This window comes from Rhizobium sp. SG2393 (assembly GCF_042610495.1).
Lineage (GTDB): Bacteria > Pseudomonadota > Alphaproteobacteria > Rhizobiales > Rhizobiaceae > RU20A.
The window spans coordinates 233,846-246,385 of sequence record NZ_JBHGAP010000002.1 but is presented as its reverse complement, the minus strand read 5'-3'; the positions used below and the strand labels follow the sequence as shown (position 1 = coordinate 246,385).

The 12,540-nt window shown below is 64.9% G+C and carries 11 protein-coding genes; all 11 read left to right on the top strand.

The window, feature by feature from the left end:
- The first annotated feature begins 53 nt into the window (after window positions 1–53).
- The 11 genes from rimP to ACED18_RS09865 all read left to right on the top strand — a co-directional run bounded on the left by rimP (window position 54) and on the right by ACED18_RS09865 (window position 12,533).
- Window positions 54–665: a ribosome maturation factor RimP gene (gene rimP, locus ACED18_RS09915; protein WP_377291598.1), complete on the top strand. Its 612-nt coding sequence runs from the start codon at window positions 54–56 to the stop codon at window positions 663–665.
- Window positions 666–741: 76 nt separating this feature from the next.
- Window positions 742–2,355, top strand: coding sequence for a transcription termination factor NusA (gene nusA, locus ACED18_RS09910; RefSeq protein ID WP_377291596.1), 1,614 nt, complete (start codon window positions 742–744; stop codon window positions 2,353–2,355).
- Between the two features lie 32 nt (window positions 2,356–2,387).
- Window positions 2,388–3,089, top strand: coding sequence for an RNA-binding protein (locus tag ACED18_RS09905; protein ID WP_377291919.1), 702 nt, complete (start codon window positions 2,388–2,390; stop codon window positions 3,087–3,089).
- A gap of 104 nt (window positions 3,090–3,193) precedes the next feature.
- A complete protein-coding gene (gene infB, locus ACED18_RS09900; RefSeq protein ID WP_377291594.1) occupies window positions 3,194–5,911 on the top strand; it encodes a translation initiation factor IF-2 in 2,718 nt (905 codons plus the stop codon).
- A gap of 59 nt (window positions 5,912–5,970) precedes the next feature.
- Complete coding sequence (locus ACED18_RS09895) at window positions 5,971–6,519, top strand: YcxB family protein (protein ID WP_377291592.1); 549 nt, start codon at window positions 5,971–5,973, stop codon at window positions 6,517–6,519.
- Complete coding sequence (gene rbfA / locus ACED18_RS09890) at window positions 6,516–6,923, top strand: 30S ribosome-binding factor RbfA (protein ID WP_377291590.1); 408 nt, start codon at window positions 6,516–6,518, stop codon at window positions 6,921–6,923. Before ACED18_RS09895 ends, rbfA begins: the two co-directional genes overlap by 4 nt.
- Window positions 6,924–6,978: 55 nt before the next feature.
- The gene (gene truB, locus ACED18_RS09885; RefSeq protein WP_377291588.1) at window positions 6,979–7,914 is read left to right on the top strand and encodes a tRNA pseudouridine(55) synthase TruB; all 936 of its coding nucleotides are present in this window, start codon (window positions 6,979–6,981) and stop codon (window positions 7,912–7,914) included.
- 110 nt (window positions 7,915–8,024) lie between these two features.
- Window positions 8,025–8,402, top strand: coding sequence for an SH3 domain-containing protein (locus ACED18_RS09880; protein ID WP_377291586.1), 378 nt, complete (start codon window positions 8,025–8,027; stop codon window positions 8,400–8,402).
- 170 nt (window positions 8,403–8,572) lie between these two features.
- A complete protein-coding gene (rpsO, locus tag ACED18_RS09875; RefSeq protein ID WP_377291584.1) occupies window positions 8,573–8,842 on the top strand; it encodes a 30S ribosomal protein S15 in 270 nt (89 codons plus the stop codon).
- Between the two features lie 350 nt (window positions 8,843–9,192).
- Window positions 9,193–11,331, top strand: a complete 2,139-nt coding sequence (gene pnp / locus ACED18_RS09870) for a polyribonucleotide nucleotidyltransferase (RefSeq protein WP_377291582.1) — start codon at window positions 9,193–9,195, stop codon at window positions 11,329–11,331.
- Between the two features lie 185 nt (window positions 11,332–11,516).
- Complete coding sequence (locus ACED18_RS09865; RefSeq protein WP_377291580.1) at window positions 11,517–12,533, top strand: methyltransferase; 1,017 nt, start codon at window positions 11,517–11,519, stop codon at window positions 12,531–12,533.
- Window positions 12,534–12,540 lie beyond the last annotated feature (7 nt).

Genomic DNA, 12,540 nt, shown 5'->3' with positions numbered 1-12,540 from the left:
CCTTCGGGACCCGCTCTTTTTTATTGGCCTCGCCTTTTGAAGGAGTGGCACCGTTGGAAGATACGGTTGAGACCGCAAACGAGCCGCGCCTGGTCGAAGAGACCGGGCTCGACCGGCGCATTGCCGAAATCATCGAACCGACGCTGATCCAGCTCGGCTTCCGCCTTGTGCGGGTCCGGCTGAGTTCGCAGAACGGCGCAACGCTGCAGATCATGACGGAGCGCAACGACGGCACCATGACCGTCGAGGACTGCGAGGAGGTCTCCAAGGCCATCTCTCCGGTTCTTGATGTGGCGGACCCGGTCGATAAGGCGTATCATCTGGAAATCTCGTCGCCGGGCATCGATCGCCCCATGGTGCGCCGTTCGGATTTCGCGCGCTGGCAGGGTCACCTGCTGAAGTGCGAGACCTCGGTTCTGGTGGAAAACCGCAAGCGGTTCCGCGGCAAGCTGGTGGCCTCCGACGACAACGGCTTCTCGCTGGAGCGCGAGCAGCTGGGCTACGGCGAAGAGCCGATCGTGACGATCCCCTTCTCGGCGCTGGCCGATGCGCGGCTGATCCTCACGGACGACCTGATCCGCGACGCATTGACGGCCGACAAGAAGGCGAAGCTCGCCCAGGCGGCCAACCAGAACGACGAAGACGCAGACGAGAGCGAAGACTGATCGAAACCCCTCCGGCAGGAAGCGCGGGCGGCGCGGCCGGTAGAGGCGATCACAGCAACAACGGAGACGGAAAGACATGGCAGTCAGTGCAAACCGGCTGGAGCTTCTGCAGATTGCAGATGCGGTGGCGCGCGAAAAGGTCATCGACCGCGAGATCGTTCTTGCCGCCATGGCGGATGCGATCCAGAAGGCCGCGCGCTCGCGCTACGGTTCGGAATCCAACATTCGCGCCGACATCAACTCCAAGACCGGCGAAATCCGCCTCCAGCGCCTGCTGGAAGTGGTCGAGAAGGCCGAGGACTATTCCACCCAGATCCCGCTGGAGCTGGCCCGCGACCGCAACCCGGACGCCAAGCTCGGCGACTTCATCGCCGACCCGCTGCCGCCGATGGATTTCGGCCGCATCGCCGCCCAGTCGGCCAAGCAGGTCATCGTGCAGAAGGTGCGCGAAGCCGAGCGTGACCGCCAGTTCGACGAGTTCAAGGACCGCGTCGGCGAGATCGTCAACGGCACCGTCAAGCGCGTCGAATATGGCAACGTCATTGTCGATCTCGGCCGCGGCGAAGGCATCATCCGCCGCGACGAAATGATCCCGCGCGAAAACATGCGCTACGGCGACCGCGTCCGCGCCTATGTCTACGACGTGCGCCGCGAGCAGCGCGGCCCGCAGATCTTCCTGTCGCGCACCCATCCGCAGTTCATGGTCAAGCTCTTCACGATGGAAGTGCCGGAGATCTACGACGGCATCATCGAGATCAAGTCGGTCGCCCGTGATCCGGGTTCGCGCGCCAAGATCGCCGTCATCAGCCGTGATAGCTCGATCGATCCGGTCGGCGCCTGCGTCGGTATGCGCGGTTCGCGCGTTCAGGCCGTCGTCGGCGAGCTGCAGGGCGAAAAGATCGACATCATTCCGTGGAGCCAGGATCCGGCCTCCTTCATCGTCAACGCCCTGCAGCCGGCCGAAGTCGCCAAGGTCGTTCTGGATGAAGACGCAGAGCGCATCGAAGTGGTCGTTCCCGATGAGCAGCTGTCGCTGGCCATCGGCCGTCGCGGCCAGAACGTGCGTCTCGCTTCGCAGCTGACCGGCTGGGACATCGACATCCTCACGGAAGCCGAAGAGTCCGAGCGCCGCCAGAAGGAATTCAACGAGCGCAGCAACCTCTTCATGGATGCGCTCGACGTCGATGAAATGGTCGGCCAGGTTCTCGCCTCCGAAGGCTTTGCCCAGGTGGAAGAGCTCGCCTATGTCGATCTCGACGAAATCGCCTCCATCGACGGCTTCGATGAAGACACGGCCACCGAAATCCAGACACGTGCCCGCGAATATCTGGAAAAGCTGGAAGCCGAACTCGATGCCAAGCGCCGCGAACTCGGCGTTGCCGACGAACTGCGCGGCATCGACGGCATGACCGGCCAGATGCTGGTGGCGCTCGGCGAGGACGGGATCAAGACCGTCGAGGACTTCGCCGGCTGTGCCGCTGACGACCTCGTCGGCTGGACGGAGCGCAAGGACGGCGAAACCAAGCGTTTCGAGGGTCTGTTCTCGAAGTTCGAGGTTTCCCGCGCCGAAGCCGAAGCGATGATCGTGCAGGCCCGTCTGGCGGCCGGCTGGATCACCGAGGACGACATTGCTGCCGAAGCGGAGGCCGATGAGGCCGAGGCTGTCGAAGGTACGGAAGAGGACGCGTGAGCGGTCCAGTCGAAAAGCCGGCCCCCGAAGGCATTCGGGAGCCGGAGGAGCCCGGCGCCGGCCGCTCGTCCGAGCGGCAGGCCGGGGGACGGAGAGAAGACGTGAACGATCGCACCTGCATCGTGACGCGCGAGAGCGGATCGGCTGACGAACTGATCCGCTTTGTCGCGTCACCCGATGGGCGGGTCGTTCCCGATCTCAAGCGGCAGCTGCCGGGTCGCGGCTGCTGGGTAAAGGCCGAGCGCGCCCTGGTCGAGAAGGCCGTGGCGCGCAAGCTCTTTTCCCGGGCGCTGAAGGCTGACGTGATCGCCGAACCGGCTCTGGCCGACGACGTGGAGCGTCTGTTGAAGGTGCAGCTCGCCGGCATGATGAACCTCGCACGAAAGGCCGGGCAACTGGTCAGCGGGGCGGCCAAGGTGGAGAATGCGGTGCGCGCTCTCGAAGCGCTCGCCGTCTTCCACTCCAGGGACGCGGCACCCGATGGGGTGCGCAAAATCGATCAGGCACGCAAGGCCATGCACTTTGCGACCGATGGTGAAACCGAAATCCCGGCCTTCCACGTCTTCGACGGCGCGGAATTGGACCAGCTTTTCGGAAGTTATGCTTTTATCCATGCCGTGGCGCTTGCAGGGCAGGCGGGTGAAGGTGTAGTGAAGCGCGCAATCATGCTCGAGAAGTACCGTGGAAATGACCCGGTCCGGGCCCGTGATGGCGCTGGCCAGTCTCGTCAATGACGTGGGTCACCGGCGCAATGCCGGAAATTCGCGCCATTGAGCACAGGAACTCATGACAGGATCGGTCAGACGTGGCCGGGCCTGATCGCTAGGAACGGAACGGAATGACCGATAACAAAGACGACAAGACCCTCGGCATGGCTGGCAAGAAGACGCTGACGCTGAAGCCATCCGGGGTACAGCAGGGGACGGTGCGCCAGGATATGGGCCGCGGCCGGACCAAGGCTGTCGTGGTCGAGACACGCAAGCGCCCGCGCTTGAACCGCCCGGAAGACGAAAAGCCGATTACACCCGTTGCCGCAGCGCCCGCCCGCCCGGTCGAGCAGCCGCGTCCGGCGCCTGTTCAGCCGCAGCAGCCGGTGCGCCAGCAGCACCCCGTGCGCCAGCAGCCGCAGGACCGCCGCGAGGAAGCCCCGCCGCGTCCGCGTGTTGGTGTCGTGCTGAACCAGCTCTCGCCGGAAGAAGTCGATGCCCGCCGCCGCGCGCTCGCCGAAGCGCAGATCCGCGATGCCGAAGATGCGCGCCTGCGCGCCATCGAGGAAGCCCGCCGGGCCCGCGAGGAAGAAGAGCGCCGCGTTCGCGAGGCCGAGGAAGCCGCAAAGCGTGCTGCCGAAGAGGCAGCGCGCCCGAAGGTCGTGGAGCCCGAGCCTGTCGTGGAAGAGCCCGTCGCGGCCGCACCGGCGCCTGCCGTCGTGCAGCGCCCCGCCGCTGGCCAGCCCGCCGCGCGCCGTCCCGATGCCGCCGGCCGTCCGGCGCCGCGCGTTGCGACCCCGGCCGATCCGGCGCCCGTTCCGGGCGCTCCGGTTCGTGGCCGCAAGGTGGATGTGGAACAGGACGACGAGCGCAAGGGTCCGGCCGGCGCGTTCCGCGGCAAGGTTGCCCGTCCGGAGCCGGCCAAGGCGCCCGTCCGCCCGAAGACCGACGATGGCCGCCGCCAGGGCAAGCTGACGCTGACGGCAGCGCTCGACGACGAGAACTCCTCGCGCGGCCGCTCGCTGGCTGCCGCCCGCCGCCGCCAGGAAAAGTTCCGCCGCTCGCAGATGCAGGAAACGCGCGAAAAGGTCATGCGCGAGGTCATCCTGCCCGAGACCATCACCATTCAGGAACTCGCGCAGCGTATGTCCGAACGGGCCGTTGACGTCATCAAGTACCTGATGAAGGAAGGCCAGATGATGAAGCCGGGCGACGTTATCGACGCCGACCTCGCCGAAATCATTGCGACCGAATTCGGCCACACCGTCAAGCGCGTGTCGGAGTCCGACGTTGAAGAAGGCATCTTCAACATCAAGGACGACGAAGGCGAGCTGGTGGCGCGTCCGCCGGTCGTGACCATCATGGGCCACGTCGACCACGGCAAGACCTCGCTGCTCGACGCCATCCGCAAGACCTCCGTCGTCTCGGGCGAAGCCGGTGGCATCACCCAGCATATCGGCGCCTACCAGGTCGAGCAGAACGGCCAGAAGATCACCTTCATCGACACGCCCGGCCACGCCGCCTTTACCGCGATGCGTGCCCGTGGCGCGCAGGCGACGGATATCGCGATCCTCGTGGTTGCCGCCGACGACAGCGTGATGCCGCAGACGATCGAGTCCATCAACCACGCCAAGGCGGCCAACGTGCCGATCATCGTGGCGATCAACAAGATCGACAAGCACGAGGCAAACCCGGACAAGGTGCGCCAGCAGCTGCTGCAGCACGAAGTCTTCGTGGAATCGCTCGGCGGTGAAGTGCTCGACGTCGAAGTTTCCGCCAAGAACAAGGTCAACCTCGACAAGCTTCTCGAAGCCGTGCTCCTGCAGGCCGAAATCCTCGACCTCAAGGCCGATCCGACCCGCACCGCCGAAGGCACCGTCATCGAAGCCCAGCTCGATCGCGGCCGTGGTTCTGTCGCGACCGTTCTCATCCAGAAGGGCACGCTGAAGCCCGGCCAGATCATTGTCGCCGGCGACCAGTGGGGCCGTGTGCGTGCGCTGGTTAACGACAAGGGCGAGCACGTCAAGGAAGCCGGTCCGGCCATGCCGGTCGAAATCCTCGGCCTGTCCGGCACGCCGGCGGCCGGTGACAAGTTCGCCGTGGTCGAGAACGAAAGCCGCGCCCGCGAGATCTCCGAATATCGCCAGCGTCTGGCCCGCGACAAGGCCGTTGCCCGCCAGTCGGGTCAGCGCGGTTCGCTGGAACAGATGATGAGCCAGCTGCAGAACACCGGCTTCAAGGAGTTCCCGCTGGTCATCAAGGCCGACGTGCAGGGTTCGGTGGAAGCGATCGTCGCAGCCCTCGACAAGCTCGGCACCGACGAGGTCAAGGCACGCATCGTGCATTCGGGTGCTGGCGCCATCACGGAGTCGGATATCTCGCTCGCCGAGGCCTCCAACGCCGCGATCATCGGCTTCAACGTGCGTGCGAATGCGCAGGCCCGGACCGCCTCCGAGCGTGCCGGCATCGAGATCCGCTACTACAACATCATCTACGACCTGACGGACGACGTGAAGGCGGCCATGTCCGGCCTGCTGTCGCCCGAGCGGCGCGAAACCTTCCTCGGCAATGCCGAGATCCTCGAGGTGTTCAACATCACCAAGGTCGGCAAGGTCGCAGGCTGCCGCGTCATCGAAGGCAAGGTCGAACGTGGTGCGGGTGTCCGTCTGGTGCGTGACAACGTCGTCATCCACGAAGGCAAGCTCAAGACCCTCAAGCGCTTCAAGGACGAAGTCTCCGACGTGCCGATGGGTCAGGAATGCGGCATGGCCTTCGAGAACTACGAAGACATCCGCGCCGGCGACACGATCGAGTGCTTCCGCGTCGAACACATCACGCGTACGCTCTGAGATTGTAACGCAAGCGGCTGCAGCCGGAACGGTCCAATACCGGCCGATGGAGTGTGATGATGTCGGAAACGGCAGAGAGACCGGCGGCTTTGCCGCCGGTTATCCGTTACGTGCTGACACAGGCGGATTACAACGCGATGGCGGAGGCTGCCCGCGGGCCGCGCGACCGCTGGGTTGGAAAGTGGCTCTTCTGGCCGCTGGTCGCCGCAAATGTGGTGCTCAGCGCATGGTTCCTCTGGCCGATCCTTCAAGGCGACCGTCCCTTCGACATCGGCGCCCTTGGCAACCTGGCGATCGCCGCGCTGCTTCTCGCCTGGCGGTTCCTGCTTGTTCCTGCGATCTGGCGCAGCGCCCTGCGTCGGCTCAATCTTGAAGGCAGAAGCTACGAGATCACCTTCGCAGACGAGGCGATCGCGCTGGACGCCGGCGGCCTGTCGTCGCGTGTTTCCCGCTCCGAAATCAGCGCCTATACTGAAACCGAAGCCTATTTCCTCCTGTGGATCAACAAGGCCCAGGCCGTCATCGTCCCGAAGCGGGCACTCAACACCCCGGAAGGGGAAGACGCGTTGCGCGCCTATATGGCGGCCGCGAAATGGAAGAAGAGATGAGCAAAGCAACGTCCTCCGCGCCCTCCCAGCGCATGCTGCGCGTCGCCGAACAGGTGCGTGCCGCCATTACCCAGGTTCTCCAGCGCGGCGATGTGCGCGATCCCGTCATCGAGACGACGGTGATCGCCATTTCCGAAGTGCGCATGTCGCCCGACCTCAAGCACGCGACCGCCTTCGTCTCGCCGCTCGGCGTCAAGGACCACGAGACCGTGATCGAGGCGCTGAACCGCAATGCGAAATTCATCCGCGGCCGCCTCGGCCCGCAGCTCCGGCAGATGAAATACATGCCGGATCTGCGCTTCCGCGACGATACGAGCTTCGACAATTACCAGAAGATCGACGAGCTGCTGCGCTCGCCCGAAGTCGCCCGCGACCTCGATCAGACCGACGACGACAAGGCGTAAGGCCGGGCTCCCGCCCGCCGCACCGCCCAAGAACCATCACGAACGAGAGACACGAATGTCCAAGCCCCGCAAGCCGAAGGGCCGGCCGATTTCCGGCTGGCTTATCCTCGACAAGCCCCTCGACTACGGCTCCACCGAAGCCGTCTCCAAGATCAAATGGCTCTTCAAGGCCCAGAAGGCCGGCCATGCCGGAACCCTCGATCCGCTCGCCTCCGGCATGCTGCCGATTGCGCTCGGCGATGCCACCAAGACCGTTCCCTACGTCATGGATGGCCGCAAGGTCTACGAATTCGCCGTTGCCTGGGGCGAGGAGCGCTCGACGGACGACCTGGAAGGGGCCGTGACGGAAAGCTCCGCCAACCGCCCGACGGAAGAGGCGATCCGCGCCCTCCTGCCGCGCTACACCGGTGTCATCAGCCAGGTTCCCCCGCAGTTCTCCGCCATCAAGATCGACGGCGAGCGCGCCTACGACCTCGCCCGCGAAGGCGAGACCGTCGACATTCCCGCCCGCGAGGTCGAGGTGCATCGCCTGACGCTGATCGGCGCGGCACCCAACCTTGCCCATTTCGAGATCGAATGCGGCAAGGGCACCTATGTGCGCTCGATCGCCCGCGACATGGGGCGCGATCTCGGCTGCTTCGGCCACATCGCGTCGCTCCGCCGCACCTTCGTCGCCCCTTTCGGCGAGGAGGACATGGTGCCGCTGTCCGAACTCGTCGCGCTCGAAAAAATCGAGGACGATGCCGAACGGCTGGCAGCGCTCGATGAATACCTGATCGACACGGGCGAGGCTCTGTCCGACCTGCCCCACATCGCCGTCAACGACGACCAGGCCCACCGCCTGCGCATGGGCAACCCGATCATCCTGCGCGGCCGCGACGCGCCGGCCAACGAGCCGGAAGCCTATGCGACCGCCCGCGGCAAGCTGGTTGCCATCGGCGAGATCGGCGAAGGCGAGTTCCGCCCGAAGCGCGTTTTCGCCGGCAACTGAGCGCTCCGCGCGATGAGGGTTGCATCGGGGTGAAAAATCGATTGTTCTGCCACAGGCGGTGGAGCAATCGGCAGGGAGACGGGATGCAGCGGTCCGGCAGGGGAGGGAAGGTGACGGTCATCGCGGCGCTTCTGGTGCTGCTGACCTCTGTCGCCCAGGCTGCCGAGCGTTGCACGGTGGCCGATCCCACCGGAACCCCGCCCAACCTGCGCAGCGAGCCGAATGGGACGATCGTCGATCGCCTCGAGAACGGCGTTGTTGTCAGCGTGCTGGAACGCCGGTCCCACAAGGGCAAGCGCTGGGCGATGATCGAGACCGCGAGCGGGACGACCGGCTGGGCCTTCGCGGCCTATCTCGATTGCCCGAAAACGAAAACGACTCTGGGCAACACGCTGAAAGTGCCCGAACGTCGCCCCGTCGAGACAGCGCCTGAGCCGGACCAGCAGAAATCTGCACCGATGAAGCCGCGTCCCTCGCCCGCAAACTGACACTTTGCGTGCATCCGGCAGCTCTGTTGCGCCACCCTTTCCTTTTGCCCGCGAATGGTCTATAGGCACCGCCAGCTTGAGGTTCCCGGAACCTTTTGCCTCACGGCCGCTGCTGGACGACATCCCGGCTGCTGGCGACCCAAACTCCTCGAAATTGAAAGGACGACACGATGTCGATCACTGCAGAACGCAAGGCCGCTCTCATCAAGGAATATGCGACGTCGGAAGGCGACACCGGTTCTCCGGAAGTTCAGGTTGCCATCCTCACGGAACGCATCAACAACCTGACGGAGCACTTCAAGGGCCACAAGAAGGACAACCATTCCCGCCGGGGTCTCCTGGCGCTGGTGTCCAGCCGCCGTTCGCTCCTCGACTACCTGAAGAAGAAGGACGACGACCGTTACACGAAGCTCATCACTTCGCTCGGCATCCGTCGCTAAGCTTCCTTCCGGCGGGGCGGTCCTCATGGCTTCCCCGCCGGCTTTCATTCTGAGCGCGCCATTTCTGCGCTCGCCCTCCGCTCTCCGATGCCCGTCACGGGCGCGGACGGGCGGACCCAGCAGACCGGGTGGGCCGGTGCTGCGGACCAACGGATGACCCGTCATGGGGCAGGATTGCAGGACGCTTCGCCGGCCGGATCCCAGCCGGGAACGACGAGGGATGTCGCGACAGGGAAGAGGTCTTCCCGCAAGCGCCCCGCTGTCTTGCCCGTGATGCGTCATCGACAGTGGCCCTGTCGGACAAGCGCAAGACCTGCGCGCCGGCCGTGGCCCGCTATGAAGGACAAGACATGTTCGAAACCCATACGGTAGAAATCGAGTGGGCAGGCCGCCCGCTCAAGCTGGAAACCGGCAAGGTCGCCCGTCAGGCCGACGGCGCCGTCATCGCCTCCTACGGCGAAACCGTCGTTCTGGCGACTGTCGTTTCCGCCAAGGCGCCGAAGCCGGGCCAGGATTTCTTCCCGCTGACCGTCAACTACCAGGAAAAGACCTATGCCGCCGGCAAGATCCCGGGTGGCTACTTCAAGCGCGAGGGCCGTCCGTCGGAAAACGAAACGCTCGTTTCCCGCCTCATCGACCGCCCCATCCGCCCGCTCTTCCCGGAAGGCTACAAGAACGACACACAGGTCGTCGTCACCGTTCTCCAGCATGACCTCGAAAACAACCCGGACATCCTGTCGATGGTTGCCACCTCGGCGGCCCTGACGCTGTCGGGCGTTCCCTTCATGGGCCCGGTCGGTGGTGCACGCGTCGGCTACATCAACGGCCAGTACGTCCTCAACCCGCATCTCGACGAGATGAACGAGTCGGCTCTCGACCTCGTCGTCGCCGGCACGCAGGACGCCGTGCTGATGGTCGAGTCCGAAGCCAAGGAACTGAACGAAGACGTCATGCTCGGCGCCGTCATGTTCGGCCACAAGGGCTTCCAGCCGGTGATCGACGCGATCATCAAGCTCGCCGAAGTCGCTGCCAAGGAGCCGCGCGAATTCGAGCCGGAAGATCATTCCGCCCTCGAAGCCGAAATGCTCTCGATCGCCGAGACCGAACTGCGCGCCGCCTACAAGATCACCGAGAAGGCTGCCCGCTACGCCGCCGTCGATGCCGTGAAGGCAAAGGTCAAGGCCCACTTCTTCCCGGAAGGCGTTGAGCCGAAGTACACGGCCGAAGTCATCGGCGCCGTCTTCAAGCACCTGCAGGCCAAGATCGTCCGCTGGAACATCCTCGACACCAAGAGCCGCATCGACGGCCGCGACCTTGTCACGGTCCGCCCGATCGTCTCGGAAGTCGGCGTGCTCCCGCGCACCCACGGTTCGGCCCTCTTCACCCGCGGTGAAACCCAGGCCATCGTCGTTGCCACGCTCGGCACCGGCGAAGACGAGCAGTATGTCGACAGCCTCACCGGCATGTACAAGGAACGCTTCCTGCTGCACTACAACTTCCCGCCCTACTCGGTCGGTGAAACCGGCCGCATGGGCTCCCCGGGCCGCCGCGAAATCGGCCACGGCAAGCTTGCCTGGCGCGCCATCCGTCCGATGCTGCCGTCGGCGGAGCAGTTCCCCTACACGCTGCGTGTCGTTTCCGAGATCACCGAGTCGAACGGCTCGTCCTCCATGGCCACCGTCTGCGGCACCTCGCTGGCGCTCATGGATGCCGGCGTTCCGCTTGCAAAGCCGGTTGCCGGTATCGCGATGGGCCTGATCCTGGAAGGCGACCGCTTTGCGGTTCTCTCCGACATCCTCGGTGACGAAGACCACCTCGGCGACATGGACTTCAAGGTCGCCGGCACGGCCGACGGCATCACCTCGCTGCAGATGGACATCAAGATCGCCGGTATCACCGAAGAGATCATGAAGGTCGCGCTCGGCCAGGCCCAGGGCGGCCGCAAGCACATCCTCGGCGAGATGGCCAACGCCATCACCGAAGGCCGCTCGCAGCTCGGCGAATTCGCTCCGCGCATCGAAGTCATGAACATCCCGGTCGACAAGATCCGCGAAGTCATCGGCTCCGGCGGCAAGGTCATCCGCGAAATCGTCGAAAAGACCGGCGCCAAGATCAACATCGAGGACGACGGCACGATCAAGATCGCATCGTCTTCCGCCAAGGAAATCGAAGCCGCCCGCAAGTGGATCCACTCCATCGTCGCGGAACCGGAAGTCGGCCAGATCTACGAAGGTACGGTCGTCAAGACCGCCGACTTCGGCGCTTTCGTCAACTTCTTCGGCCCGCGCGACGGTCTCGTTCACATCTCGCAGCTCGCCCAGGAACGCGTTTCCAAGACGACCGACGTCATCAAGGAAGGCGACAAGGTCTGGGTCAAGCTCATGGGCTTCGACGAGCGCGGCAAGGTTCGCCTCTCCATGAAGGTCGTCGACCAGGCGACCGGCAAGGAAATCGTCGGCGAGAAGAAGGCCGAAGACGCAGCCGAGTAATCGGCCGCAGGCTACTGATCACGGGCGCGGGGCCTTTGAGGGGTCCCGCGCCTTTTTCTATAGGGGCGCACTGACCTGCAAGGCCCCGCGTGCGGCCGACGCCGGCCGGCGAAAGACCTCTTGTTTTGACACGCGCGATGGGTTTGGCTGAACCTGAACGGCGCGACCCTCCCCAGGAAGACACCATGGCCCGCGATGCATTGAAGACCCTGTTTTACCCCTTCGAGAACGGAACGCTGTCCCCGCCGGCGGCTGACGAAAAGGTGCTGTTCCTTGGCGCGGAGGCGGGCTTCCGCAAGCCGGAAGGCTTCGAGGCGGCCATCACCTCGGTCCAGCCGCTCCGCCCGCTCTACAGGGCGCTGGAGGCCGCGCGCGTGGCGGTCTCGCCCCTCGTGGAGGGTGATGACTATGCTGCAAGCCTCATTCTGCTCGGCAAGCACAAGGGCGAAAACGAAAGCCGCCTTGCCGAGGCCCTGAAGCGCACCGAGGTCGGCGGCCTGATCGTCGTTGCCGGCGCCAAGGAGGACGGCATCCAGCCGCTGCGCAAGCGCCTGCTGCAGATGAACATCCCAGCCGATTCCATGCCGAAGTACCATGCCATCGTGCTTTGGTTTGCGCGGCCGGAAGACGTGTCCGAACTCCTCGCCGCCTTCGAAGGAAAGAGCGTGACCGTCGAGGACCGGTTCGAAACGGCCCCCGGCATGTTCTCCCACGACCGCGTCGACGCCGGCTCCGAACTCCTGGCTGGTCGCTTCCCGGCCGATTTTGCCGGCCACGCCGCCGATTTCGGCGCCGGCTGGGGTTATCTCTCCGTGATGCTGGCGAAGGCCGCGCCGGGCGCCAAGGGTATCGACCTCTTCGAGGCCCATCACGAGGCGCTGGAAGCTGCGCGCCGCAACATGGCGTCCAACGCGCCCAACATGCCGGCCCGCTTCTACTGGAGCGACCTCACGTCAGAGGCGCCGCGCGATCATTACGACCTTATCGTCATGAACCCGCCCTTCCACGAAGGCCACGCCGCGGAACCCTCCCTCGGTGTCGCCATGATCCGCATGGCCGCCAAAAGCCTCAAGCAGGGCGGCCGCCTGATGCTCGTCGCCAACCGCGGGCTGACCTACGAGACGGTCATGCCGGAACTCTTCAAGGAATGGGGAGAAACTTGCCGCAATGCACGCTACAAGGTGCTGTGGGGCAAGCGGTAAGCCTGAG